Annotated in this window: 24 protein-coding genes; 16 read left to right on the top strand and 8 right to left on the bottom strand. The window is 53.8% G+C overall.

Annotation, left to right across the window (positions count from 1 at the left end; all coding sequences use genetic code 11):
* The first annotated feature begins 117 nt into the window (after positions 1-117).
* The 3 genes from TURPA_RS16370 (at position 118) to TURPA_RS16360 (ending at position 3,412) form a co-directional block, all read left to right on the top strand.
* Complete coding sequence (locus TURPA_RS16370) at positions 118-765, top strand: hypothetical protein (protein WP_014804421.1); 648 nt, start codon at positions 118-120, stop codon at positions 763-765.
* Between the two features lie 316 nt (positions 766-1,081).
* Entirely contained in the window at positions 1,082-2,845 is a 1,764-nt protein-coding gene (ilvB, locus tag TURPA_RS16365; RefSeq protein WP_014804420.1) for a biosynthetic-type acetolactate synthase large subunit, read from the top strand.
* 162 nt (positions 2,846-3,007) lie between these two features.
* Positions 3,008-3,412, top strand: a complete 405-nt coding sequence (locus TURPA_RS16360; RefSeq protein ID WP_157210533.1) for a hypothetical protein — start codon at positions 3,008-3,010, stop codon at positions 3,410-3,412.
* Positions 3,413-3,422: 10 nt separating this feature from the next.
* Here the strand turns inward: TURPA_RS16360 and TURPA_RS16355 are convergent, their stop codons facing one another.
* The 4 genes from TURPA_RS16355 to TURPA_RS16340 all read right to left on the bottom strand — a co-directional run bounded on the left by TURPA_RS16355 (position 3,423) and on the right by TURPA_RS16340 (position 7,212).
* A complete protein-coding gene (locus TURPA_RS16355) occupies positions 3,423-4,259 on the bottom strand; it encodes an alpha/beta hydrolase (protein WP_014804418.1) in 837 nt (278 codons plus the stop codon).
* Positions 4,259-6,100 (bottom strand): Lnb N-terminal periplasmic domain-containing protein, encoded by a 1,842-nt coding sequence (locus tag TURPA_RS16350; RefSeq protein ID WP_014804417.1) that lies wholly within the window; start codon positions 6,098-6,100, stop codon positions 4,259-4,261. The genes TURPA_RS16355 and TURPA_RS16350 overlap by 1 nt, the downstream gene beginning before the upstream one ends.
* Before the next feature lie 93 nt (positions 6,101-6,193).
* Entirely contained in the window at positions 6,194-6,691 is a 498-nt protein-coding gene (locus tag TURPA_RS16345) for a DUF3015 domain-containing protein (protein WP_014804416.1), read from the bottom strand.
* Between the two features lie 20 nt (positions 6,692-6,711).
* Positions 6,712-7,212, bottom strand: a complete 501-nt coding sequence (locus TURPA_RS16340; protein ID WP_014804415.1) for a DUF3015 domain-containing protein — start codon at positions 7,210-7,212, stop codon at positions 6,712-6,714.
* 131 nt (positions 7,213-7,343) lie between these two features.
* On the opposite strand from TURPA_RS16340, the gene TURPA_RS16335 reads away from it, so the two are divergent.
* Positions 7,344-7,949, top strand: coding sequence for a hypothetical protein (locus TURPA_RS16335; protein ID WP_014804414.1), 606 nt, complete (start codon positions 7,344-7,346; stop codon positions 7,947-7,949).
* Between the two features lie 109 nt (positions 7,950-8,058).
* Positions 8,059-9,627, top strand: coding sequence for a P83/100 family protein (locus tag TURPA_RS16330; RefSeq protein WP_014804413.1), 1,569 nt, complete (start codon positions 8,059-8,061; stop codon positions 9,625-9,627).
* A 146-nt stretch (positions 9,628-9,773) separates the two neighbouring features.
* Here TURPA_RS16330 and TURPA_RS16325 read toward each other — a convergent pair whose 3' ends face one another.
* Both TURPA_RS16325 and TURPA_RS16320 read right to left on the bottom strand, forming a co-directional pair.
* On the bottom strand, positions 9,774-10,451 hold the full coding sequence (locus TURPA_RS16325) for a tetratricopeptide repeat protein (RefSeq protein ID WP_014804412.1): 678 nt from the start codon (positions 10,449-10,451) through the stop codon (positions 9,774-9,776).
* 320 nt (positions 10,452-10,771) lie between these two features.
* Positions 10,772-11,455, bottom strand: a complete 684-nt coding sequence (locus TURPA_RS16320; protein ID WP_014804411.1) for a hypothetical protein — start codon at positions 11,453-11,455, stop codon at positions 10,772-10,774.
* 91 nt (positions 11,456-11,546) lie between these two features.
* Here TURPA_RS16320 and TURPA_RS16315 point away from each other — a divergent pair, with 91 nt between their 5' ends.
* The 9 genes from TURPA_RS16315 to TURPA_RS16275 are packed head-to-tail and all read left to right on the top strand — an operon-like array spanning position 11,547 to position 20,059.
* Positions 11,547-13,616: a 1-acyl-sn-glycerol-3-phosphate acyltransferase gene (locus tag TURPA_RS16315; protein WP_014804410.1), complete on the top strand. Its 2,070-nt coding sequence runs from the start codon at positions 11,547-11,549 to the stop codon at positions 13,614-13,616.
* A 42-nt stretch (positions 13,617-13,658) separates the two neighbouring features.
* Positions 13,659-14,426, top strand: coding sequence for an MlaE family ABC transporter permease (locus tag TURPA_RS16310; protein ID WP_014804409.1), 768 nt, complete (start codon positions 13,659-13,661; stop codon positions 14,424-14,426).
* Positions 14,426-15,166, top strand: coding sequence for an ABC transporter ATP-binding protein (locus TURPA_RS16305; protein ID WP_014804408.1), 741 nt, complete (start codon positions 14,426-14,428; stop codon positions 15,164-15,166). Before TURPA_RS16310 ends, TURPA_RS16305 begins: the two co-directional genes overlap by 1 nt.
* Before the next feature lie 28 nt (positions 15,167-15,194).
* A complete protein-coding gene (gene mlaD / locus TURPA_RS16300) occupies positions 15,195-15,629 on the top strand; it encodes an outer membrane lipid asymmetry maintenance protein MlaD (RefSeq protein WP_014804407.1) in 435 nt (144 codons plus the stop codon).
* A gap of 15 nt (positions 15,630-15,644) precedes the next feature.
* Complete coding sequence (gene hisE, locus TURPA_RS16295) at positions 15,645-15,995, top strand: phosphoribosyl-ATP diphosphatase (RefSeq protein ID WP_014804406.1); 351 nt, start codon at positions 15,645-15,647, stop codon at positions 15,993-15,995.
* Positions 15,958-17,202, top strand: a complete 1,245-nt coding sequence (locus TURPA_RS16290) for a HEAT repeat domain-containing protein (protein WP_014804405.1) — start codon at positions 15,958-15,960, stop codon at positions 17,200-17,202. The genes hisE and TURPA_RS16290 overlap by 38 nt, the downstream gene beginning before the upstream one ends.
* Positions 17,202-17,636 carry a hypothetical protein gene (locus TURPA_RS16285; RefSeq protein WP_014804404.1) on the top strand — a complete coding sequence of 145 codons (435 nt, stop codon included), beginning with the start codon at positions 17,202-17,204 and terminating at the stop codon, positions 17,634-17,636. Before TURPA_RS16290 ends, TURPA_RS16285 begins: the two co-directional genes overlap by 1 nt.
* A 1-nt stretch (position 17,637) precedes the next feature.
* Positions 17,638-18,870 carry a CNNM domain-containing protein gene (locus TURPA_RS16280; RefSeq protein ID WP_014804403.1) on the top strand — a complete coding sequence of 411 codons (1,233 nt, stop codon included), beginning with the start codon at positions 17,638-17,640 and terminating at the stop codon, positions 18,868-18,870.
* Complete coding sequence (locus TURPA_RS16275; protein ID WP_014804402.1) at positions 18,863-20,059, top strand: hemolysin family protein; 1,197 nt, start codon at positions 18,863-18,865, stop codon at positions 20,057-20,059. The genes TURPA_RS16280 and TURPA_RS16275 overlap by 8 nt, the downstream gene beginning before the upstream one ends.
* Positions 20,060-20,075: 16 nt before the next feature.
* On the opposite strand, the gene TURPA_RS16270 is transcribed toward TURPA_RS16275, so the two are convergent.
* Complete coding sequence (locus TURPA_RS16270; protein WP_014804401.1) at positions 20,076-20,978, bottom strand: alpha/beta fold hydrolase; 903 nt, start codon at positions 20,976-20,978, stop codon at positions 20,076-20,078.
* An 82-nt stretch (positions 20,979-21,060) separates the two neighbouring features.
* Between TURPA_RS16270 and TURPA_RS22190 the strand changes: the two genes are divergently transcribed.
* On the top strand, positions 21,061-22,518 hold the full coding sequence (locus tag TURPA_RS22190; RefSeq protein WP_014804400.1) for a sensor domain-containing diguanylate cyclase: 1,458 nt from the start codon (positions 21,061-21,063) through the stop codon (positions 22,516-22,518).
* A gap of 129 nt (positions 22,519-22,647) precedes the next feature.
* Here the strand turns inward: TURPA_RS22190 and TURPA_RS16260 are convergent, their stop codons facing one another.
* Positions 22,648-23,790, bottom strand: coding sequence for a phosphorylase family protein (locus tag TURPA_RS16260; protein ID WP_014804399.1), 1,143 nt, complete (start codon positions 23,788-23,790; stop codon positions 22,648-22,650).
* A gap of 236 nt (positions 23,791-24,026) precedes the next feature.
* Between TURPA_RS16260 and TURPA_RS16255 the strand changes: the two genes are divergently transcribed.
* On the top strand, positions 24,027-25,883 hold the full coding sequence (locus tag TURPA_RS16255; protein ID WP_041948581.1) for a hypothetical protein: 1,857 nt from the start codon (positions 24,027-24,029) through the stop codon (positions 25,881-25,883).
* Positions 25,884-25,962: the final 79 nt, after the last annotated feature.

Raw genomic sequence — 25,962 nt, 5'->3', positions numbered from 1 at the left:
TCGGGCCCACAGCAGAGACGTAAAGGCTTTTGGGCCGGTGTGTCCCCTTGGTTTCAGGAGGATTTATCCCCGAAACGGCTTGTCCCGGCAGATGGTGGGCCTGACGCGTCTCGTAATATGGGTTGTCCACCTGATCCGGCGGATGTTTCGATCTGGAGGTCGGGTGAGCGAATTGCCTCGCTGCAAGAGCGTTATGACGCGTTGCGGCATGAATATGCCGCTGCGGCAGAGCTTGCAGTAGCTATGGAAATCCGCGGCTATGCGCCACCTGGCAATTGGCCTGCCGAACGCTTCACGACGCGCACCGACGTTCACCCGAATGAATTTGACCAGTACGCCGACATTGCCGCGCAGAGCGATCTGGAACGCAATTATGAAAAGCTGGTTAAGGCACTCGAAAATGCGCTGTGTGGCCTGCGCACGCAGATTCTGGCGCGCCGGGGTGAGGTGGGTGCGGCGATCAGGCTGCTCTTTGCACAGGTCGAGGCCGACCATTTGCGACACCGTGAAGACGACCGTCAGACTGCTATTGATTGGCTAAAGAACAGGCGTGAAATCATTAAGGGAGCGCTGGCGATGGCCGACGAGCCACATTTGGTGCTCGACCGCGGGGCGGCTGAAAAGTTACTGAGAGAGATCAACCAGCGCATTCGCAGCCTCAGTCGGGTGAAGGTGGAGAGGCTCGTGAAAGAGCGGGCGTTGACTCATATTGATGAGGGGCGGTATGTTATACCGTATCAAGAAGACGAAGTATCGACGAGTTGAGCAGGTGTTTAATGACATGAGCCATTGCAGTGGCACTTGTCAGGCACCGGCTTGAAGATGCCGAAAATGCCGCCGGGCCTCGGCATTGGCCAAAAAGGCGCAAGAAAACCACAAGCCTCGGAAATCGCTTCGCGATTTCCTGCTAAAGCGGCCGAAGCGGCCTGCTTTTGGTTTTCTTTTCGGCCGTCCGGGCCGAATGCGCGCCTTTTCGGCCAACGCCTGCTAAAGCGCTGCGCTGCCCGTCGGCATTTTCGGAGCCGGCACCTGACAAGTGCACTGTTATTGACGCCCTGTCTTTCTGGCAATAGAGAGAGCTATGGCAGACGGGGCGAAGACTAAGATTGAGGCGAAAACGACTGAGAAAAACGGTTCTCAGGTGATGCTCGACGTGCTGCAGAAAAACGGCGTCGATATCTGCTGGGGTTATCCCGGTGGGGCGATTCTGCCTTTTTACGACGAGGTACACTCGTCGAAGATCAAACATATTCTCGTGCGCCATGAGCAGGGCGCTGTGCATGCGGCTGAAGGTTATGCGAAAGCGACCGGTAAGCTCGGCATGTGTATTGCGACGTCGGGCCCGGGTGCGACGAACCTCATCACCGGTATCACCGACGCCAAGATGGACAGCGTGCCGCTTCTCGCGCTGACGGGCCAGGTCGCCACGGGTGTTATCGGCACCGACGCGTTTCAGGAATGTGATACGTATGGTATGACGATTCCGATCACGAAATACAATGCGCTCGTTCGCAGCGCAGACGATGTTGCGCGTGTGACGCAAGAGGCGATTACGGTCGCAACGTCGCTGCGCCCCGGGCCGGCGCTGATTGATTTTCCGAAAGATATACAGGTGGCAAAAACGAAGGTCTTTAAGCCTGAAATGCGCCTCGCGGCTCGGCACTACCAGAAACCCAAAATCAAGGGGGATTTCGACCGTCTTGTCGATGCAATCGCTCGCGCAGAGAAGCCGCTTTTATACGTCGGCGGCGGTGCAATCACCGGCAATGCATACAAAGAGATACGCGAACTCGCCGAAAAGGCAGAGATTCCGGTCTATATGACACTGATGGGGCTCGGCGCTTTTCCCGCAGAGCACAAACTCTCGCTCGGCATGGCGGGTATGCACGGCACCGCGTATGCGAACAAGGCAATTCTCGAATGTGATTTCATGCTCGCACTCGGCGCGCGCTTCGACGACCGCGTTGCCCTAAACGCGCAGGACTTTGCGCGCAATGCAACGCGGGCGATGATCGATATTGACGAGGCGGAGATCAATAAGCGCATACCGGTTGACATTCACATTGTGGGTGATCTGAAAGATGTCTTGCTTGAACTCATCAAACGCGTCAAAAAGCAGACGCGCAAAAACTGGGTTGAACGTATCACAAAACTGAAAGAAGAGAACCCGCTGCGCTTCAACGTCGAACCCGGGTCGATCAAGCCGCAGCAAACGATCTACGAACTCTGGAAAAAGACGCGCGGGCAGGCGGTAATCACGACCGACGTCGGCCAGCACCAGATGTGGGCTGCACAGTATTACACATTCAATGAACCGCGCAACTGGATCACTTCGGGCGGTCTCGGCACGATGGGCTTTGGCTTTCCCGCTGCGATTGGCGCGAAGCTCGGCCGGCCCGATAAAGACGTGTTCGTGATTTCGGGCGACGGCAGCTTTCAGATGTGCATGCAAGAGCTGGCGACGCTCGCGATGTACCAGATACCGGTAAAAATTCTGCTCTTTAATAATGGCTTTTTGGGCATGGTGAGGCAGTGGCAAGAGCTGTTTTACGAGAACCGCTTTTCGCAATCTGTGATGAACTATAATCCGGATTTTGTAAAAATTTGCTCGGGTTATGACATTCCGGCGCGGCGCATCGATAAGCAGTCCGAACTCTCGGCGGGGCTCGACTTTCTGATCAACAGCAAGACCTCGGCGCTGCTCGAGGTGACAATACCCGAGCAAGAGAAGGTTTACCCGATGATCGCTTCGGGCGCGCGCTATGACCAGATGGTCGACTTCAAGACGAAGTCAGACAAGGGTTCAGAGATGCTTGTCCACCTGAACCGCGTCGAGAAACGCTGAGGCGCAGCGCGATTTGTTTCGGGGCATCACAAGGCCGAAAGCAGGCGTCTTCGCCGCTTTAGCAGCAACTTTGCTCGGCAAAGTTGCGAGGCTTTCGGTTTTGTGATGCGATCGAGACGAGTCAAAATAATGATATTGCCCCAAACAAATCGCGCGGCCTTTATGCGCCCATTCGTTGTGTTGTTGGCTTTGACACTGTTCTCGCCTATAGCCGCTGCGAAATCGCAATCGCTCTATGAAAAATTCTTCGGCACGGGCACGCACGACGATAAACTTTTTAAAGAGATTGTCGCGAAGCTGAACCTGTTGCCACATTACAGATTTATCGAGGCATATCGCAGCGACACCGCGTGGGCGTTCTATTCTGAAAAGAACCGCGTCGTCTGCTGGCTGAAGCGCTACAGCGACGATGAGATTGCGAACACGATTGCCGAAGAATCTACTGAGTCACGCACTCCGCTCTTTCGTTATGGCAATATCGTCGGTTTTTGCCTCGGCGGCGATATCGAGCACCTCGCAGCGCAGGTGCGCTATATTCTCGTCGGCAGTGGTGAATGGAGGGAATAACCCGAATGGGTTATTCCCTCAGTCTATTTAACAGTTCGCTACGCAGTTTACCATAGTCTTTGTGCCAGGTGTCGAGGTGCTTGCCGCCTTCGATGATCCACAGCTCTTTTTGCATCTCAGCCGCGATGCGTTTGCCGTGTTGTAAGGGCACAACCGGGTCGGCGCTGCCATGAATCAGAAGTACCCGATGGGGAGTGAAGAGCGACAAGCGGCCTTCTGGCGCGTGGTTGTCGGTGACGAGCACCCATGCAAGCCATTGCAGCGGCCAGAGAAACCATTTGTTCGCGAGTGCAGTGCGCGCAGCGCGCTGGTAAGAGGCGAACGTGCCTTCGAACACATAGAGCTCCTCATTTTTGAGGCCTTCGTCGACGAGCGCGCCCATCAGTACCGCGCCGCCAAGGCTCTGGCCATAGAAGATGCGGCGTTCATTCGGGTATTTTGCGCGCAGGTGGCGAATGTAGGTAATCGCGTCTTCGTGCACGCCGTCGCGTTCGCTGAGGCCGTCAGATTCGCCATAGCCGCGGTAGTCGAACGTCGCGAGTGAATAGCCTTCCCCGAGCATCCACGCAAGAAACTGGTAGTGTGCGTTCATGTTCTGCGCATTGCCGTGAAACTGAATGATGATACCTTTATTGACATCTTTGCGCGGTGTCGGGCAGAACATCGTCATGAGCTGCGTGCCGTCGATGGAAAGAATTCGGGTGCGCGAGCAGCTGATGTTAAACTTTTCGGGCGGGCGCCACGTTTCGTGGTCACCTTGGTAAAAGACTGAGTTGCAGCCGATAGCCAGCGTGAGCAGCGTCGCGACCGACAAACTTCGAATCGGTGTAGAAGAGCCCTTACGCATCAGAAATACGTCTTCGCAAGTGCGGTGACGCGCAGATAGTCGCTGGTGATTTGTTGCGGGCGCGCGAATGCATAGAGCAGATCGACTTCGAGCACCCAATTGCCCCAAACACCGATCGCATTCTTAAAGTCGATGCGCTGAAGGGCAGTTGAATTCGAGATGATGCCATAATCGATTTCATACGCCAGCGAACTTGCGAACCGCGTAGACCAGTTTGCTTTAAAGCCGGTTAAGATGCCGGGTGCTATGCGCAGCGTGTTCTCCCAGAGGCTGCCGACCTGCGCGGTTGCCTGCGCCATGCCAAACCAGCCAAAAGTATTCAGAAAAGGCAGAGTGAAACCCGCGCCGGCTGTCGAGTCCCATGAGAGGGTTGAATCCGTCTGTTTTAAAAACTCATCGTGGCGAAAGAGGCCTGTGCGTAAACGGTACGATAGCTTTTTGACATGCGCCTGCCACGGCGCGAGCGCGAGAATGTCGACGACCGTGAAATCTTCGAGCCTCAATAGCTGTGTCTGCGGTGTGTACGACAGCGAAAAACCCATGATCTGAATCTGCGACCAGGGTGAAAAGCCGCGTGAGACATCGTGCAGTTCGCGCAGCGCGGGTCGAATGCCGAAGATCGCAGAACCGGCATTATCTGCCTGAAAATAGCCGCCGCGAATTTCGGTCGATTTAAAGCCGCTCAGCGGGTTTTTGTCAGGGTCGGCCTTCACGAGCGCTTCAAGTCCAGAATCTTGCGGCGCTTTGGCGCGCCAGGCGAGCAGCGACTGGTAGTGCTCTGCATCGGCAGGCAGCCAGTTCGCCATGTTGTAATCGTTGCTGTATTTGTAGAACTCGAGCAGCATGTCGACAGCGACAACGTCGTCGGTCTGGTTGCCTGTAGGCAGCGTGCGTGTGTCGCGAATCGATCTGAAGGTTTCGCGCGCGATAGGCGACGCGTTCTCAAAGAATGTAAAGTAACGGGTAAACACCGCTGCACGGTAGCGGCCCTCTTTGGCAATGAGACCGGCTTCTTTCATGGTGTGCAATGTGTCAGTAGGAGTCACAAAGAGCGACCAGCGGCTCGTGAGGTTGAGGCCCGGGCGCGTGGCTTCAAGCAAGGTCAATAACTGGTAAGAGCAGTTTTCATCGAGGTAATAATAGGGAAAAAATGCCGAGCTGAGCTCCCACAGGTGCGCCTGCATAAAATCGAGTTCGTCGGGCGTCACATCGAGCGGAAACTCCCACAGGTCGCGGCTTTCCATGTCGTTGTACTCGTTGATTTTGACGTAATAGGGGTGCATCGAATATTGCCCCATGAAGCCGCCGGTCATGCCGAGCCATGCGTAGGCGATGGCGTTACCTTCTTCGGCGATTGCGGCGTAATTAAAAGATGCATCGAGCAGCGCACTTCGGTCTTTGTTATGGAATCGTAAAAAAGTATGGCCAAACATCGATGACGGGTTGCCCATATAGAAGCTGGCAAAAACGACACTCACCGAATTGGCCGACATTGAGGCCCGCCAATCTTTATACTTGATACAATTCACGGGTGGCAGCTTCGTTTTATCGATACCCAGGGCTTTAACGAGAAAGATCTCGCGCGCGGGATACCGGCAGCGGGCCGGTTCCGGTTCTTTGAGATCGGTGAAGAGCGCCATAATTGTCGCGTCGAGTTCAGCTTCGGGGTCGGTTAAGCCCTTTTCTGAGGCGAAAAATTCGCCTGCAACCTTGTCGCGCGCTTCGCTGCGCGTGCGGCCGAGAAAGCTATCGTAATGCACAAGCCTGCGCCAGGCAGTACTTTCGGCTGTTTTGAGGCTATGCGCCTTGTAGATGAGTTCTTTTGCGTAGAGTTCCCGCAAGACACCCTGAATCGGGTGCTGCGAAAAAAGCCCCGCCGCCGGGCTTATGCCGGCGACGAGTGCAAAAATCAGCGTTTTATTCAGTCTGATTTCTTAAAGTGCTGAGCACTGTGAAGCAACTGCTGCATCTGACTGCACAGCTGAACGTACGCGCTCGAGCATTGCGTCAGAATCTACAGACTTATCTGAGAAGATAGCCGAGTAGTTTTTCTGTGCTGCTGCACCGAATGCATCAACTGCTTTTGCATCGCAGCCCATGAGGTATGCGAGTGTCTGCAGTCTTTCGCCACGCCCCTGCGCAATTTCTTTCTGCAGCTGGCCGAAGTTGTTGTACGCATAAACTTTCTGCTCTGCCTGAACTTTTACCACGCCGCCACCGCACTCAGAAGTGCCTGTGGTGATGCCGAAAGTCTGGCTGTAGAAAGTCGCGTTTGTTGTCGCAGCGAGAACCTGAATCATGCCGGGTTTTGAACCAAACACGATGGCACCGAGACCGCAGCCTGCTGCGCCGTAGCCGCCTGCTGAAATCGCCGCGGGTGCTGCCATTGAAGCAGCAAACAGAATAGCAATAGTTGTTGTAGATTTTTTCATGTGTTTACCTTACCTTTTGCTTAGAGCGCTGAGCACTGAGCCGAGAGCACTGCGTCTGATTTAGCCGCTGCGCGCACGCGATCAAGCATCACGTCTGAATCTGTCGTTTCACCGGCGAAAATGGTGCCGTAGTTCTTCTGTGCAACTGAGCTGAAGCTTTCAACTGTTTTAGCGTTGCAACCCATGAGGTATGCGAGCGTTTGCAGTCTTTCGCCACGACCCTGTGCGATTTCTTTTTGCAGCTGGCCAAAGTTGTTGTAAGCGTAGATTTTCTGTTCTGACTGAACTTTTACCACGCCGCCACCGCACTCAGACGTACCGGTAGTGATACCGAATGTCTGTGAAGCGAATGTACCGTTTGTTGTAGCCGCGAGAACCTGGATCATACCGGGTTTCGAACCAAAAACAACCGCTCCCAAACCGCAACCTGCTGCGCCGTAGCCACCCGCTGAAACTGCGCTGGGCACAGTGAGCGAGAGAACTGCTGCTGCAGCCAATGAAAGAGATAGAGATTTCTTCATTTTTCCTCCTGAAGTCAGCCTGGCGAAAGTTCGCTGGCTGCCGAGTGGCATTGAGCAAATGTATGCGGTTACGCCAATCATAAAATTAAAGGCGCGTTGCCGTGGTGTCAGGTTCTGCAATTTAGGCCATTATGCACCGAACAAAAAACTCTACCAGCGCGTTCGCGCTGTTCTCTTTAGTACTCGTAGTGGCGTGTGGTTCGCCGCGGGCGTACTACAAATTTCAACTGCAAAAGGTCAGTCAGGGCGATTCGTTAAGCGACGTTTCAGCGCGCATTGCTAAGCCGCTGACTTTTGAAAATGCGGATTTCAAAATCGATTGGAGCCCGGGCCCGCTGACGTTCTATTTCCGCATTTTTAACAAGTCAACCAAAGAGCTGACAATCAACTTCGCGCGTTCTTACCTTATCAGCCCTGCCGGCAATGCCTTTGACCCTGTGCACCCCGGTAACGGTGCCATTGCCAAAGGCGATGACTTTATTCTTGTGCCCCCGCAGGTCGGCGTCGACAGTTGGATTCGCCCGGGCCAGCAAAAGGGTGATAACTCGGGTGGCATTGCAGGCCAGCTCTCGCCTGGCTTTGACGGCGGCGGCTTTTTCGCCGAGGCCGGCGATCTCGAAGAAGTGAAGAAGGCGCATGCCGGCAAGACGGCGCAGGTCGTGTTGAATATAAGCCAGGGCGCGAAGGCGCAAACCTACCACTTCGCGCTTCAGGTAGCAGATATTACGGCTGAGTAAAAGCGGCCGGTTTCGGAGTTCTGCTTCGCTTCGCCCGCCTGCAGGTTTTCGCAACGCATCTGCGGGCTAATTTGACTTGTAAATTTCGTCGCCTTTAGAACACTGCGCTATGCTACGAAATGTTCTGCTGGCGGCGCTGTGTTTTGCCGCACCGCTCTTTTCCCTTACGGTCGATGAAGAAGAAGTCAAGACCAAGTCTGGCGTTAAGTTCATTAACAATCCGCAACAAGCGGGGGGTGATTCGGTTTCGGCAATTCAGGGCATCGGTACCTCACTCGCTTCGCAGGGCAAGTTTGGCAGTTATTCGGTTATCCATGCGACCGGCGCAGGGGACGACAAGTTTGACGCCGACATCATAGTCATCGGCAAAGATGCGCGCGTCGACCATATCAAGAACGTACGCCGCATTATCGCAGCGTATCTGCAGCAGCGCTATTCGTACAGCGCAGAAGATGCAAAATCACTCGCGGTGTTTATAACCTATTATAACGGGTTTTACCGCAAGAATCTGGGCTATTTCAAAGAACACTACAAGAGTGCAGTGCTGAAGCACCTCTCGGCTTCGAATGCCGGTCTCGACCTCAGCTACAAGGGCTGGCCGGGTAAATCGCGTATAGTGATTCCGCTTTCTGACGATGCTAAACCTGACGCCGGCAAAATCGGCGAAAAAGACGTGATGGATAAGGTGCGCAAAGACGAAAAGGACAAAGGCGTCAAAGACCGCGAAAATATCACCAAACTACAAGACAAAGAAGTCAAAAAGAAAGAAGAGCGGCTCGAAAAGAAAAAAGAAGAACTGACAAAACGCCGCGACGATATCAGTAAAAAAGAACAGCGGCTGAACGAAGAGAAGAAAAAGAACGCTGAAAATCCCGACCCGAATGACAAAGCGAAAAAAGATGAAGAATTGAAGAAGAAAGAAGACGAGCTCGCCAAAGAGAAAGATAACCTGAAAAAAGACGAAGAGAAGACAGCGAAAGAAGAGAAAAAGGTAGCCGAGAAAAAGAACGAAGTTGCAGAGAACAAAAAATCAGTACAAGACGACAAGGCCGCAAATGCAACGCGCAAGAATGAAACGGCTGCGCAAAAAGAGGCGCGCCTCGACTCGAAAGAACAAGAACTGAAAAAACGCGAAGAAGCGCAGAAAAACAACCGCAAAGAAGACGGCGTTTTCGGCGGCAAAATGTATTATCTGCGCGTGCGCGACTATTCGACCGACGGCAAATACCGTAACGATTTCTACATTATTGACCCGAAAGAGCGCAAGGTGAAGGTGAAATCACCGTTTGCGGGAATTGTCGGTAAGAAATACGACGTGGTAGACAAAGATGTTGTTGTCATTGGCGAGAAAAGATCTGCGACAACGACCTCGCACTACCTGGTGAAACTCGACGGTGAGACTCTCGTCGACAAGCAGTACGGATCAGACGAGATCTTCTGGCGCGGCTTCGTCGAAGTGCGCGAAAACGAGATTTATGCAATTCTGAACAAGAACGGCACGTTCTACCTCGGCAAATTCGACAAAGAGCTGAAGCTGCTGCAACGCTCCGAAGTCGCGCTGCACGAAGACACGTTCTTTTCGTTTCACGAAGACACGATCTACGTCAACGGCGCCGACCGCAAGATCGAAGTGCTGAACCGGTCTGATTTAAAATCAGCGGGAAATATAGTTCCCTAGTGGGGATTGCCTAAAACGCCGCGAATTCGGCCAACGGCCGAAAAAGAATTGCAAGCAGGCCGTTTCGGCCGCTTTAGCAGGAGATCACCTGCGGTGATCTCCGAGGCTTGCGTTTCTTTGCGCCTTTTAGGTAAGCCCGAATAAATTTACTTCAGTTGCCGGCTTAATCTTTCTGCACGGTTAAGACAGGTCTGGTATTCAACGCTCGTTTCGGGATAGTAGCGCATCGCCTCCCGGTAGGCCGTGCGCGCACGCGCGGGAAAGTTGTGGAGTTCAAAGAGGCGTGCGCGGTTAAAGTAGAGGGCAGGGCTTTTCGACTTCAAGCGCTCTGCCTGTCTCAGATTTTTCTCTGCAGCAGTGATTAGCCGAACGTCGAGCTCGGTTTCGAAAAGTTTGAGTTCAATCGCCGCAAGATTAATGTAGAGCGACGCCTCGTCGGGCTTAACCTCGAGGGCGACCCGATAATCTTCCCGGGCGGCAGCGAGCTCCCCTTGTTTCTGCAGGTATTGGCCGCGGTTGTAGCGTGCCGCGAATGAGCGGGGCGACACGCGCACGGCTTCGTTGTAGAATTTCAGCGCGAGTTCGTCTTTATGCCAGGCCTCGTAGACGATTGCCAGGTTGATCGCCGCTGAAACCAGCGTGCCGTCAAGCTGCAGAGCCCTGGCGTAGTGAAACTCAGCTGCCTTTAGATCGGCGCGGTTGTGCGCTGCTAAACCGTGTTCGAAATGCGACACCGCAGAGCCGGTGACGGTCACTTTGGCCGCAGTGTTTTCTGGCAGGCAGACAAGATAAAAAAGCAGCAGCGTAAGGTATCGCGCGCGCATGCCTGTTCTAAGCGTCGGTCGTGCAGCGCGGATTCACGAGCCATTTTCAGTACGGGGGGGTGACCAGGCGGGAACTCGCTGAAGCGCATTTTCTTGCCCATGCGAACTGCTAATCAAAGCAAATTCCTCCGCGAATCGAAGCGATTCGCTATGCGAGGGGCGCAAAGCCGCCCGAATTTGCACTGATTTGCCGCCCCGGCATCGCAATTCGCATAGCCAAGAAAATGCGCCTTGTGTGTTATGCTTCGCGAGTTCCCGCCTGGCCACGACGAAAATCCGCCTGAGCGCCTTTATGGCCTGTAAGGGTCGACGCCCCTGTATCAGCGTTGTTCGATAGAGTAGGCTTTCGTATATTCAGTAATGATTTCAAGAATGAAGCGTTTCCATGAATCCCGGTCTTCGGGGTTGATCGCAATATTGCGCATTCGCGGAATAACCGGGTGGGGCTTAATCTGCGTGTGCATAATCTCGAGCATGCGGATATAGGGGTCGGTGCGGGCAATCAGCTGATAAAAAGCCATTTCTTCTTTAATGCGCTCTGGCTGCGGGGGTATGTAGCCGACGACTGCAAGTTTGGGAAAAAGCGCCTTGTTGTAGAGTGCCGCAAATTCTTTGAATGAATCTACCCGGTCGATAAAGGCTTCGTACGCACCGCCGCCAATGTTCATGACCTGCGTGACAAGATCCATGGAAAACTGAATACCTACAGGGGTACTCATGTCGGATACCAACACGATACCTTCGTCGGGCTGAAACGTTCTGATCTGGTGCTCGGGTTTGAAGTGGCGCTTGAGCAGCATCACCTTCGAGATATCGATGTCGCTGCCTTTGGGTATAATGACTTCACCCGAGGCAACCTTGATGTCTTCGCGGCAGATGATGAACCGGCGCTTTTTGACGTTCAGGTTAATCGTGCGCAGCGCCTTAACCTTTTCTTCGAGTTCGACAAGCGTGCTTGAGCCGATTCTGAGAATATTAGACGAACGTATCTCGCCGGTCGACATAGGAGGGTAAATCCCGCTCATGGCTTGGCGGTGTCAATCAATGGGCAATTTCTCTTGACTTGTCCCGTCATTTTTTATCTGCTTCAACGCTATGTCTAAAGACCCAAAAGAGCATGCACTCGACGGCGGCACTTACGCACCCTGGCAGCGCGAATTCTTCAAAAATATAGATATCTTCATGCAGAATGGCATGAAAGAAGACAAGGCGCGCGAAATGCTGATTCGCTACCTGAAGCTTTCGGTAGAAACCCCGGTGCCCCGGGTCATTGAAACATTTTCAGACGAAAGTAAACTCGCTGAAGTGGGTGTATTTACCAAACGCGATGATTCGATTCGCGACTTTATGATCGAGTTTCTTTCACCGATGCTGAAAAAGTTTCATATCGAAGGCGAAGAGAATCTCGCAGAAATTCTGCCACTACTGGGTAAATATCCCGTCACGATCGTCTCGAACCACCTGAGCCATTTTGATACGGCGGCGATCTATGGCCTGCTTTACAACCATAGCAAAGAGGCGCGTAAGCTCGCCGACTCGATGGTTTTCATCGGCGGACGCCTGGTGTTTCTTGCCGACTTTACCCGCCTCGGCCTTTACACCATCGAAAGCCTGCTCGTCTGCTCAAAACGCGACATGACCGACAACCCGGGCATGGCCGACGTCATGACGCGCATCAACATGCGCTCTTTCAGACAGGCAGCCGATCTACAGAAGCAGGGCAAGGTCATTTGTATTTTTCCCGAAGGTACCCGCTCGCGCACAGGCCGGCTCATCACGTTCGTCGATACCGTTTATCACTATGTGATGAATAAAGTCATTGTGCCGATCTCGCTCGTCGGCACCGACAAGATTCTGCCTGCAGAAAGTTTCTTGTTTCAGCAGGCGACGGGCAAGCTTGTGATCGGCAAACCGATTCTCGTCGGCAAACTGCACGGTGACGGTGCAGAGAATTTTCCAGCGTCGATTCCGCGGCTTGAAATTCCCGAGGTCGAAAACAAGAAACAGTTCGTCATCGACAGCCTCGCGCTGCTCATCGGGCAAAATCTCGACCGCCACATGCATGGCACCTACCGCAACCTCTATCTCGATGACGGCAAGACCAAGAAGAAAAATATTCTTATCAAGGCAGGTTCAACCCCGCACGCCGAGGTCGGCATCATCGGCCATAGCCCGTATGCGACCGCGATGGCTGCGGTGCTCGCGAATAAGCAGGTGAATATTCGCATCTTTTTACCCGACGCAGAAAAGGCGCGCACGTTCAACGAAGTGAACACCGACGTGACGAATTTTCCGCTCTTCAAACTGCCGCCGAATATCGCGTTCACCTCTGAACCCAAAGACCTGCTGAAATGCTCTATCTATATTCAGGGAGTAAGGCCCTGGGAGATTGAACAGTACTACGAACTGATGACGCCGATTCTGAACCAGAGCTTTGCGACAATCGTCGGCATCGTGAAAGGTTTTACCGGCTCAAAGTACGGCCTCATTTTTGAGGATCTCGAAAAGATACATAAGATCAACCCGGCCCGCTTCGCGGTCTTGTCTGGTGCCAATTACCCTGAACAGATTCTCGAACGCAAGCCCGGCGGCTTCGAACTCGCAGCGATCAATACCTCGCTCGTGAACGATCTCATCGACTTTTTCACGACCGGCTACGTGTTCACAAGACCGGCGGTTAACCCATACGACGTGCGCGGGGTGCAGTTAGGCGGAGCTTTAAAGAACATCTACGCCCTCGGCGTAGGCCTCGTCGACGGCTATTACGAAAAATACCTGGGTGGCAATAACGACAGCACGCTGTTTCACCTCGCGCACCGCATTTCAGCTGAAATGGCCAACATGGTCGTCGAGATGGGCGGCCGCAAGTCGACCCTTGCGGGGGTTGCCGGCATTACCGACCTGATGCTCAGCTGTTTCGGCCTCGACAGCCATGACCGGCAATACGGGCACGACTATGTGTTCGAATCGCATGACAAAAAAAAGATGCTGAGCGGTGTCTATGGCATTAAAGCGCTGCCGCGGCTCGTGAAGCTGCGCGAAGAGAAATACCCCATCGCGAAGGCGATTCACGACGTTATCGCCGACGATAAGAATCTCGAAGATGCTATCGAACGCATCGCGCTGACCTTTGGCCAGTCGCGTTCTGTGCAGTTTCGGGATTGAAAAGGCTTTTCGCCCGAAAGCGCGATTAGCCTGCTACCGACGTTGCAGCCGCTCAATATCATCACCGGTACGCTTGTCGAGGCCGGTTCTGTCGCGATCTTCGTCGTGCGCTCTTTTCGCGGTATCTTTCAGCGCCCATTTCGTCCGCAAAAAATATCGTTTGAAATCTATACGATTGGCTGGCAATCTGTCGCGATCGTGCTTTTCACCGGCTGCTTTACCGGCATGGTTCTGGGCCTGCAGGGTTACCACACCCTCAAGCGCTTTGGCGCCGATGGCTTTCTCGGTTCACTGATTGCCAAGAGCCTGCTGGCAGAACTTGCACCGGTTCTGACGGCGTTGCTCATTGTCGGCCGTGCCGGCTCAGCCCTCTGCGCCGAGATCGGCGTCATGCGGCTTTCAGAACAGATCGAGGCGCTGGAGTGTCTGGCGATCGATGTCTATAACTATTTGATATCCCCCAAGATTGTCGCGGCGCTTGTCGCGATGCCACTGCTGGTATTCATTTTTGCCGCCAGCGGCATTATCGGTGGTTATGTATCAGGGTGCCTGATTTTGGGCGTCAGCCCCGGTGATTATTACCAGAGCATGCGCGATGTGGTCGACTACGCGACGGTGCGTATGGCATTCGTCAAATCTGTGGTCTTCGCGCTGTATGTTGTGGCGGTTTGCGCGTTTCGCGGGCTCTATGTACATGAATATGCGGGCAGGGGGGCTCTCGCGCTCTCGCGCACGACCACCTTTGCGGTCGTGATTTCATCGGTTGGTGTTCTGCTCATCGACTATCTTTTGACGGCGGTGCTCATCTGATGGCGAAACAGCAACCCGCGTACGCTATCGAACTGAAGGGAATCACCAAAGCACTCGGTGGTCAGGTCGTGCACCGCAATCTCGACTTTGCGCTCGAACAGGGCAAGACGACAGTCGTAGTCGGCTCGAGCGGGGCCGGCAAGAGCGTGATGCTGAAATATATTCTCGGGTTTATACGCCCCGATGAGGGCGAAGTCATCGTCGAGGGCAGAAGTATACTCAGCGTCAGCGAATCTGAAATGAAAAAAGTGCGCTCGCGCTATGGTGTCGTGTTTCAGGGCGCTGCGCTCTTCGATTCACTGAGCGTTTTCGGAAATGTCGCCCTGCCGCTGCGCGAAAAAACCAAAATGACAGCTGCTGAAATTGAAGATAAGGTCATGGCTTCGCTCGCAGAAATGCGGCTCAGCGACGCGCGCCACAAGATGCCGGCAGAGCTTTCGGGCGGTATGCAGCGCCGCGTGGCGCTCGCCCGTGCGTTACAGCTCGAACCGCAGATTATGCTGTTCGACGAACCGACTACAGGCCTTGACCCCGAAACCTGCGAAAGTATTTACGATCTTTTTAATGAGATGCAGGCAAGGCTCAAGTATACAGCTTTGATTGTCAGCCATGACATTCCGCGTATTTTTCGCGCAGGGCACCGCATCGCTGTGATGCACGGCGGCAAAATCGAAACGGTGGTTGACGCGGGCAAAGTCGGCAAAGCGGGCGGCTGGCTGAAGAGAATTTTATCCGCATGATATCTTTAAATGTACTTTGAGAGGAAATATGAAACGTACTGAATTCTACACGGGGCTCTTTCTGGCGTTTGGGCTTTTCTGTTTCGCCTACGTTGCGCTCTCGATTGGGGGGCTGCGGATATTTGGCGATAGCAGGTATGTGCTCTATGCCGATTTTCAATCCACCTCGGGCCTGAAGCCGGGCGCCACGGTAGAAATTGCGGGTGTACAGATCGGCAATGCGACCGACATCGTGCTCAAAGAGAACCGTGCGCGTCTGGTCTTGCGCATCGATAAACATGTGGGAATCCCCGCCGATTCAATAGCGGCGATCAGAACCCGCGGGCTGATCGGAGAAAAATTTGTGAAGATTACTCCCGGCGCCGACGACGCGGTGCTCACGAACGGCCAAGAGATCAGCGAGACCGAGTCGGTCGTCGATCTCGAAGAAATGATCGGCAAATTCATCTACGACAAGAAGTAGCGGAACGGCACTGGCATGAATACCCAATTTCTCGAATCGCTCGAAAATCTGCTCAAACAGCGTTTTGACGAGCGTCCGGCGGGTTCTTACACCACCAAACTCTTCGAATCAGGGCCGCAGAAGATTCTGCAGAAAGTCGGTGAAGAGGCAATTGAGTATATATTAGATGCCCAAATTGCCGCAAGTAACGCCCTCCATGGCGACGGCAAAATTAGCGACTCCGAGTCGCAAAATGCCGATAAACAAAGGGCAATCTATGAAGGCGCTGACTTACTTTATCACTTTTTGGTGTCGCTCGTCGCACAGGGCTGGTCGCTCGGCGATATCATTGCCGAACTGGAGCGGCGCCATCAAACTGGCAAATAGAACCCTCATAGGTCTGCTGGCAGTCGTGCTCGTCGTCGGGCCGGCTGCTGCAAAAAAGAAAGCAACTGCCGCGCCGGTCCCTGCCAGTGTGCCCACTGCGCCCTCTGTTGCCGGCCAGGCCGCCCCTTCGGCTAAACCTGCCGCAGAACCTGCAAAGAAGGCTGAGAGCCCCGGTGCTGCACAGCCGCAATCGCCTGGTGCATCTGCGCCAGCCCCGGCAGCTGGAAACCAGACCGTGAACCATGACGCGCTTCTATTGCGCATTCGCGAGGCGCTGAAATTTGGCAACTCGCAGCAGGTGCGCGATGCGCTGAATACGCTGACGCGCTTAAACACTGCCGAACAGAAATCGCTTCTGCCAGAGCTCAAAAAAACCTGCTCATCGCCTGACCCTCTCGTGCTGCGCAAGATGGCCGAATTTATCGGCGGCGCCCCGTTTAACGACCTCGACGAAGAGCTCACGCGCTTTCTCGGCGACAAGAATAACGAGCAGCTCTTCTTCTCAACTGTCGGGGCGCTCGCGAAAAAGAAACCCGCATCGGCGCTGCCAGCAATCATTAAAGAAATCAAAGAGCAGGATTTCTCAAAGCCCGGTAACCGTTTACCTGACGCAGTCCATTTGCTGACAATCTACAAAGACAGCTCGCTACAGCCGTTTCTGATGGAGAAACTCAACGCCGCTGACACCTATGCCGATTACCGCAGCGGTATTCTGAAATACCTCGGTGAAACCAAACCCTGGAGCGAAACCACCAAATCGCAGGTTCTGAAACTCTATAAAGACGAAGCCGAGCCGCTGACCGTACGCGGTTCGGCGGCTTATGCTCTCGGCAAAGCGGAAATTGCTGAAGCAAAGCCCATTCTCAAAGAAACACTTACGAAAATAGAAGAACTCAAGAGCTCTGATGAAAAAAAGCGATATACCCGCTTTCGTATGCAGATCATCGCAAGCCTAATTCTGCTCAAAGACAACGAGGTGCGTGAAATTCTGTATGCGATGGCGCGAGACGACGACGAGTTGGTGCGCGTGCGCGCTATTCACCAGATCGGCCAGCTGAAAATTGCCGAATCGCGCGAGCTGCTCGAATATAAATCAAAGTTCGACCCATCGATGAAGGTTCAGAAAGAAGCAAAAAAGGCGCTCGCGCTGCTCGACGGCGATAAGTCCGTGCCGACCTCAACACCCGAAACCGAAAAGGAAAAGTAGTGCGCATTCTGCTGCTCGGTTTTTTTTTGAGTTTCACCGGCCTCGGCGCATTTTTCGCTCCCGGTGATGTGACACTCGAAAAAGCCGCGGCCGAACAGAGTAACGCAGCAGCGCTCTTTTTGAAATTCATGGCGACCGATAACGACTATCTGGTCTTTTACGATGCCGATGGTTCAATACTTTTTTTGCGCTACCGCCAAGACAGGTGGGACTATGATAACGATCGCCTGCGCGATTCATTGCAGCAGGGCATCACGTATCAGGTAAAAATGAAGGCGATAACCCGCCTCGCCGAAGGCGAGTTGCCCAGAGGGGCAAACGGAGCGGGCTTGCCCAAACCCGTGACGTTGCGCAAGATTCGCAAAATTCGCGATTCATTCGTCGCAGAGCTCGCGGCCATCAACGAAGCAGCGCTGCGCGATCTGCGATATTAGCATGTTCGCGCTGCTGATCATCGTGCTCACGCTGCTCAGCGCCTTTTATTCGGGCAGCGAAGCCGCCATCTTCTCTCAGGATATCGGCCGTCTGCAGCGCATCGGTGGCGAACGGTTTCACCATAAGCTGCGAAAGAATATTATCGCGTGGCTCAAGCGCCCCGAACGCATCATTACCGGCCTCTTGCTCGGCAACCTGATCGTCAACATTGCCATGACGAATCTTGCGGAGACGATCATAACCGCGGAATTCGGCAATTTTGCGCACCGCGAGATTGTGCTGTCGCTCGTGATCACACTCTACGTGCTCACGTTCGGCGAAGTCATACCCAAGATCATCGCCCTCATCTTTAAGGATACCTGGGTGAGAATTTTGCACCTGCCGCTCAGGGTCTGGTTTCGTTTCACGGGGCGGGTCACGATACCCTTCGACAGGCTGACGGCGGCGTTGGTGAAACCCTTGAAGCCGGTGAAGAGCACACTCAGCGAAAGCGAGCTCGTCGAAGCGGTCAGGTTCGCCGAAGACCACGGCCTTTTGCGGGCAGAAGAGATGCTGATGCTCTCGCGCTCGATCGCGTTTTACCATAACGACATCTACTCGGCGATGATTCCGCGTTCGCAGGCGCTGATGTTGCCCGAAGGCACGAGCGTCGTGCAGGCACGAAAGGCCTTTATCGGTTCACCGCATAATTTTGCCGTCATCTACCGCAAGAACTCGGTAGAGATAGAAGGTGTGGTATACCTGCGCGGGGTTGTACAGCTGCTGCTCGCCCGCAAGAAAGACCTCAGCGACAAAATGCATCCAGTCGAGTTTTTGCCGGCATCATTCTCGCTGAGCGAGGCTCTTTCGGCGCTTATGCAAAACCGTCGCGACCTCGCCGTTGTCGTCGATGAAGCGGGCGCGTTCATCGGTGCTGTGACGCTGCGCGGCATTATCAACCACATTCTGGGCGCGAGTTTTACCGCGACACCCAAAGATCAGTACCTGACGCAGCTTGATTCGCGCCGCTACCGGGTTTCGGCGCAGATGCCGCTCGACCGGTTCAATGAAATTTTTCGTTCGAACCTCAACGCTGAAATCAGTGAAACAATCGGAGGCTTCATTCTCGAGCGGCTCGATGGTTTCCCTCATGGCGATAAAGAAGTCGAGATCGGCTCACTCATCTTTAAGTCATTTCGCGTCGAAGAGCACCGTATTCGCGACTTCGTATTGGTAGTAAAAAAGAATGCTTAGCATCGCCATCTTTATCGCCTGCCTGATTGTTGCCGCTTTTTTCGCCGCGACCGAAGTGGCTTTCTTCAGCTTGTCGGCACTGAATGTCACGCGGGGCAACCGCGCGCGCCTCGAAAAGCTGTTCTTGCAGAAGAATGACATTATCGCGATGCTGCTCACGGGCAATAATCTTGCGATAGTCATCGGTACGCTCGCGCTCGATTCGTTGCTGCCACCTGAACGCGAATGGCAGTACAAGGCTCTTGTTTTTTTGATGGAGCTTGCGCTGTTCTTTCTGCTTTCAGAAGCATTGCCGAAAGCCATCGGACGGCGCAAGAACCTGCTCTTGCTTGAGAAATCCTACTTTATTATCTGGATGTTCTACTACCTGCTGTTACCGCTGAGCTATGTCTTTCTCAAGATTTCACGCCTCATTGGCAAAGTCGGCACTGAAAAGCACGATGACGCCCGCCTCGAAGTGTTTCGCTTTATATCAGAGCATACGGGTGAAAGCAAATTGCCGCTCACCGAGTCGCTCGCGACGTATTCAAGCACGACGATTCGCGAGATCATGACGCCGATGAGCGAACTCTATTCGCTGCCCGCGAGCGCGACACTTGCCGAATGCGCCGAGGGGCTTGAAAAAAGTTCTTATTCGCGCTACCCGGTCTACGAAACGATACCGGCAGAGATTGCAGGGTACATCGACCTGCGCGACCTGCTCGACAAGACCGGCAGCATGCGCGTGAAGCAGGTGATGCGGCCCGCGCATTTTTTTCCGTATTCTCTCAAAGTCGAGCAGTTGCATTCAGAGATGCGGCAGCTCGGCGAAGCTATGGTATTCGTCGTAAATGAATATGGTCTCATTCTCGGCATGGTAACAGAAGAAAATCTCGCCGAAGAACTTGTGGGTGATATTTTCAGCCATGACCAGAAGCTCGAGACGCATTATATGGAAGCTGCAGAAGCCGGGGGCTTTACCGTCGACTGCCTTATGGACATCGACGATTTCAGCAAAGCATTCAACGCCTCGATTCAAAAAGAAAACTTCGAAACTCTTGCAGGTTATCTGCTCGCAGCCTGCGGCAGAATACCCCTCAAAGGTGAGGAGCTCGATCTCACACCCGGCAAATTCACCATTCTCGAAGCATCACGCCGTGCCGTGCGTCGTGTGCATTTTAAGCCCAGACGTGCATTTGCGCGCCAGTAATAATAGGCATGGCCGCTCACCCGGCAGCCAGATTCTTTTCGCGTAAAAACTCGGCTATCCAACTCGTAATCTCTTCAGAATGCTCAAGCACTGCATTGTGCGTGCCGGCCGGTATCGAGAAATACCATGACGCGGCGACTGCCTGGTGAACGCGTTCTGAATGTTGCGGCAGCGCGAAGAGGTCGGCTTCGCCGGAAATTATGAGGCAAGGCGCCTTGATGCGATCGAACTGGCCTTCATTCGTGTGGTGGTGAATGGCGTGCGACATATGCAAAATGTATTCAAAATCGAGCTCTGCAAGCTGGTCGAGAAACGGCCGCAGTTCGGCTTCGTTCACGCGGTCGGGGTTCAGCAGAGTGCCCTTGCCGAGAGCGAGGCGTATCGCAAAGGGCAGGCGGTGCGCCGTGCGCCAGGTGCGCTTGAGTATCGGCTTCAGAAAAGGGAATGCATGGTAGGTAGCATTCAGCATCGGTGCGAAGATTTTCGTGTTCAGAAAAGAGTCGAAGATGTTTCCATAGATACCTAAAAGCAGCACGAGGCCGATGACGCGCGTGTTGTCGCGGTAATTCCATTCGACGGCGAGCTGGCAGCCCATGCTGTAACCGAAGAGCAGCACCGGAATTCTGCCTATATGCTCGTGCAACGCGTCGATGTCGTCGAGCACTGCGTCGATCGAGACTTTCTTGTAACGTTCGCGGTAGGCGAGCCCCTGACCGCGATAGTCGAATGTCACGATTCGATAGTCGACACCCAATGTGGCGACAACCTTGGCAATATTGTACTGGTTACACGTGAAGCCATTCAGAAACAATATCGTGTGCGAGGCTTTGAGATTGCCGTACTCAAACCAGGGCAGCTGAACACCGTCTCGGGCGGTGAAATACCCCTTCGGTACCGGATAGCGTTCAAAGCTGTACATTCAGTTTGTCTTCAGTACATTATCTGTTCGTCAAGAATTACTTGAAGGTGCCTCTCGACCTTTTTTTCTGCACGCGGCCGGCATGCGCATTCCCGATTTACTCAAACGTAAGCTTTTGCTGGCTTCGGTGATTTTTGTCGCCGTGATGCCGATACTCGCCTCGGCGCTTTTTATTACCTACCGCTCGTTTCAGCAGGCTAAACTCGATGCAGTCGACCGCGCGAAATCGCTGCTTTCGCACATTGCCGAAAAACAAGATGAGCTCATTGCGCAGACGATGCAGTCCATGCGCATTCTGGTGTTGCTGCCCGAAGTACGCAATGCGGGCAAAGATTGTCCTGCATTTATGTCCCGGTTTATTGCCAGCAATCCGGTTTATGACAATGCCGGCGTAGTTCGGCCCAATGGAGACATCGTCTGCTCGGGGCTGGCGCACAAAGCCAAAGTGAATGTCGCAGAACGCGAATGGTTTCAACTCGTCGTGCAAACCCGTTCGCCGCAGATCGGCGGACTGCAATTCGGCAAGATCAGCGGCAAGCCCGGTATCATCGCCGCCATGCCGATCATTAACAGCGACGGCGAACTCGCCTCGGTGCTCTACCTTTCAGTCAGTGTCGAATGGCTCGAAGACGTGTTCGCCGAATATACCCTGCCCGAAAAATCAGTGATTACTGCGCTCGACACAAAAGGCGTCGTGCTTTTTCAACATCCGCTGAAGCTCGACAATGAACCTTCGCTGATGGGCAAACCATACCCGAATGAAAAAATCTGGCAGCACATCAAAAATGCCGGTGAATCCATTTCACCGGCGAGGGTGCGCGAATCGGATAAACGCTATGTCTATACCTTTCAGCGTATTGAATCAGAAGATCGCGCGGCGATGTATATTTCGCTGCGGTTTCTGGAATCAGCAATCTACCGCGACGCCTACCACAACGCGATCACGCTGATTCTCGGGCTCTGCCTGTCGCTGGTTGCGACTTTCTTGCTCGCCTACGTCGCCGGCAATTACATATTTTTAAGACCCGTCGAACAAGAGATCGAAAAACTCAACGACGTCGCCGAAACAGACCCGCTCACGCAGATTCTGAACCGTCGCGGCTTCGAGCGCCTGGCCGAAATTGAACTTGCGAAAGCGTCAGCAGGCGACCATCATTCGGTGCTACTGATGGATATCGACCATTTCAAAAAGATCAACGACGAGCACGGCCATGCCGTCGGCGACGAGGTGCTGCGCGAAACCGTGCAGCGCATTCGCGGCGTCTTGCGCGAAAGCGAAATTTTCGGACGCATCGGCGGCGAAGAATTTGCCATCTTTATACCGCAGGTGCATCGGGAAAACGCCATTCTGCTTGCCGAGCGCGTGCGCGTCGCGGTCGACAGCCTGCCTTTCGAAACGGCGACCGGTAAACTTAAGGTGACTGCCTCAGTCGGCGTCAGTTACGCCACAAACCGCAGCCCACTGGAAAAGTTTCTCGACCGGGCTGATAAGGCGCTGTATAAGAGTAAGAGAACAGGGAGAAATAAGGTCTCGATTTAACCTTCGCCAGCCTCGCGCTTGTTCCCGAAAACGCGCAGGCCTCGTAGTTCGCAGGGCGAACTACTGCTAAAGCGCTTCGCTGCCTGCCCGTTTTCGGGGCGCGAGGCTGGCGCTGTTCGGGAAACGACGTTAGTCGTTTCCCGAACTTCCCAATAATGGCTCATCAAAAGAGCGCACATCGTCGTTCGGCAGACCCTGTGGGTATTCGCTGCGAATCGCTTCGACGGTGCGGATTGCTATTTCAAGGTGCTTTTCTTTGCTGTTGGCATAGAACGCCTGTGCCTCACCCGAGAGTTTTGGCCGGCCGTGCAGCGGCTTGTCGCTCACACACAAAAGCGTTGCGTGCGGTATGCGGTAGCGGTAGCCATTGGCTGCAATCGTCGCCGATTCCATGTCGACCGCAATCGAACGAGACATCTTCATCGCGTCGATGGTGCGGCGCTGGTTGAACTCCCAATTGCGGTTGTCGGTGGTGTAGACCGTGCCCATTCTGTATGGAATGCTGCGGTCGGCGAGCTCGCGGCGCAGGTATGAGTTGATCAGAAAATTCGGAATCACGGGAATTTCGTTCGGCAACACTTCTTCCATCACGCGGTCGGCTCGCATGTACGAAGATGCTAGCACATAGTCGCCGATATCCTGGTGGTTACGTAATCCACCACAATGGCCCACCATCATCATCAGATCGGGACGCAGCACCGCGACGTGGTCTGTGATCGTCTTCGCGTTCGCCGGGCCGACACCGATGTTGATGAGCGTAATGCCCGCGTTGTCGGGCAGCACGTGGTGGTAGGCTGCCATCTGCGCACCGGGGTTCGTCGGCTTCACGCAGTTGGGGTAGAGCGACAAAAACGCGTCGACGTGCATGCGGTAGTTGGTGAAGAGAATGTACCGTTGAAAACCGGTAGCAGGTGTGGATGTATAGTGGTGCAGGCGGTTCAGCGAGAGTTCGATGCGTTCGGCCGTGAAGAGAAACAGTTTCTTTTTACGCAGATCCCATGCATCTTCGCTGAGGCTTTCGAAAAGTTCTGGGTCGAAGAGGTCGCGGCGGCGGCGTGATTCAGAAATTCGGATCTCCGCACCGCGTGACAGCAAACCCTCAAACTCGCGCTTCAGATACCATGAGAGTGCTTTCGGCTCGGCGAATTCGCCGCTGATTGTCGGGTTAAACTTCGACCAGGGGCGTGTCACTTCAACCAGAGAATAATTGCCTGCATCGTGGAGAGCAGACATTTCTGCGATGAGAGTAGCGGCGCGATCTGCGGCAGACATTTTCGCAGCCGTGCGCAATTGCAAGCGACGTCAAGCGAATTGCAATGGCGCATTCTCTAATGCTTTGAGTATACAAATGATCACTGCATTATTACTCCATTTACAAATAATGGCATTGACGACTCGTCGTCGTCCATCTAGTTATAGTAACGCTCTTTACAACACTTCGGCATCTGACGAAATGACAGAGGTGCTGAATTGGCAAGTAGCTTGCTATAAGACTCCACACTCAACTCATGGAAAATAAAATGAATAACTATTTCTCTCCGCTCATCGCGGTGCTTTGCCTGGGCTCAATACTGGGAAGCCCGGCGCTCATAGCGCAAGCACCGTTTCCTGAGATTCCGAAATTAGAAGACGAAAAAGAAGAGCCTAAGCAAGAGAAAACCGAAAAGCCGAAGGCAGATGAAAAGGGCACCCCGACAGAAGTTAAAAAAGAAGGTGAGAAGAAAGAGGCAGACAAACGCGCACCGACGCGCGACAACCAATTGTCTGAAGCGGCGATCGACCGCACAGGCCAGTGGATCTATGAATTCGAGCGCCAGTTTGCCGTACGCAAAGATAAACCTGAGTTTGAGTTTCTCTGGGGCTTCAACATGCTGCAGGAGTTTCACTCATACAACAACGCCGACCTGAGAAAGCTCAACAGCACAAACGACTTTCAGATTCGCACGACCGACGACCAGCAGGGACTCGCCTTGACGCGCGCGAAGTTTGATACCTCGTTCATGTTTCCGAAGCAGCGCGTGGGCGTCGAGATGTCGTTTGGCTTCGACGGCGTCTGGGGTAGCTTTCAGCTGCAGGGTAACGGAAACCCCGGCACGCGCATTGCGCGCGCGAATATTTTTTGGGAATTCTTTAATCTGAACGGACTTGTCGCCGATGTCGTGATGGGCCGACAGTTCTTCAGCGTCGGCGGCATACAAAACGACTATATGCTGCGCGACGTGCTCGACGCAGTCGTCTTCAATGTGCACTGGAAAGATAAGGTTGATATAAAAATTCTCGGCGTCGACGTCTACTCGGGTGCCAATAGTTATGGCGCCGGCGAAAATGACCGCTGGAACGATGAATTTCAATACTTCTCGCGCGACACGACCAACAAGCTCGCAGGCCTCAACGGCGATGTTTCGACGTACCGCACTGGCATCGTGGCCTCGGGTGAACCCTTCATGAAGAAACTCATGAAATTCAAACTTGACCCCCGTGTGTACGCGTTCTATGCGCGTGTACGCGGCACGAAAGGTGGCTCTGACTATTCAGAAAATGGCCGCATTGGCAATTTTTCTGACAACGACTGGTCGGGCCTATTTGGTGCCCGTCTGGCTGCCCACCTCAACGAACAGGTGCCGATCTTTAGCCAGCTGATCGTCTATGTCGATGGTGCCATGTCGACCGGTTCTGATCTTCGCCGCCAGGGCCAGCCGGTTGCAGACTACACAACTTTCGGTTTCGGTGGTGGTACAACTGCCCGGCTGAAAACCCTGTTTGGCTGGCTTGCTCCCCTGGGTGAAGTGGACTTTTTCTACGCGCAGGGCCCACAGTACGACAAGAATGGCAACATGATTTCTCACGGCTTTATTTCGATGCGTGGTGACCGCATCGGCGGTACACTCATGCGCCGCTATTGGGGCGTGCGCCCCTCAGGCTACGTCGGCTACAACGGTATCGACGACACCCCATTCGACGCAAACCGCAAATCGGGCGTGCTGATGCTGCACGCAGGCTTCGGTGTCGAGATGTCAAAGAAATACGTGGTGCGCGCCGACATCTGGCATGTGCAAGATACCGCCTCGACTGCGGTCAACTTCAGCCCAAACAACCTCGACCTCATCAACAACCCATACGTTTCACGCGCCGAACTCGAAGCGCAGCAACGTTTCGGCAAAGCCCTCGGGCAAGAGATCAACCTGACGCTCCAGTACTTTCCCAATACACTGCTGATGTTTCAGCTGACGGCGGCGATGTTTATTCCGGGTTCTTTCTTCAGTACCCCGATCGAAGACATTGTCAGCAAGAACGGTGTTCCCAAAGGCGGCCCGGCCGACGCCGACTTTATGGGTATCTTCTTAAGGAGCACAATATCTTTCTGATGGGCAAAGCAACCTCACCCCGGCTTGCGGCTTTGCTTCACAAAGCCTTCAGCCCCCCCTCTCCTTTAGGAGAGAGGGT

It is taken from the genome of Turneriella parva DSM 21527 (assembly GCF_000266885.1).
In the GTDB taxonomy this organism is placed as follows: domain Bacteria; phylum Spirochaetota; class Leptospiria; order Turneriellales; family Turneriellaceae; genus Turneriella; species Turneriella parva.
This window is presented reverse-complemented; position numbering and strand designations above follow the sequence as displayed.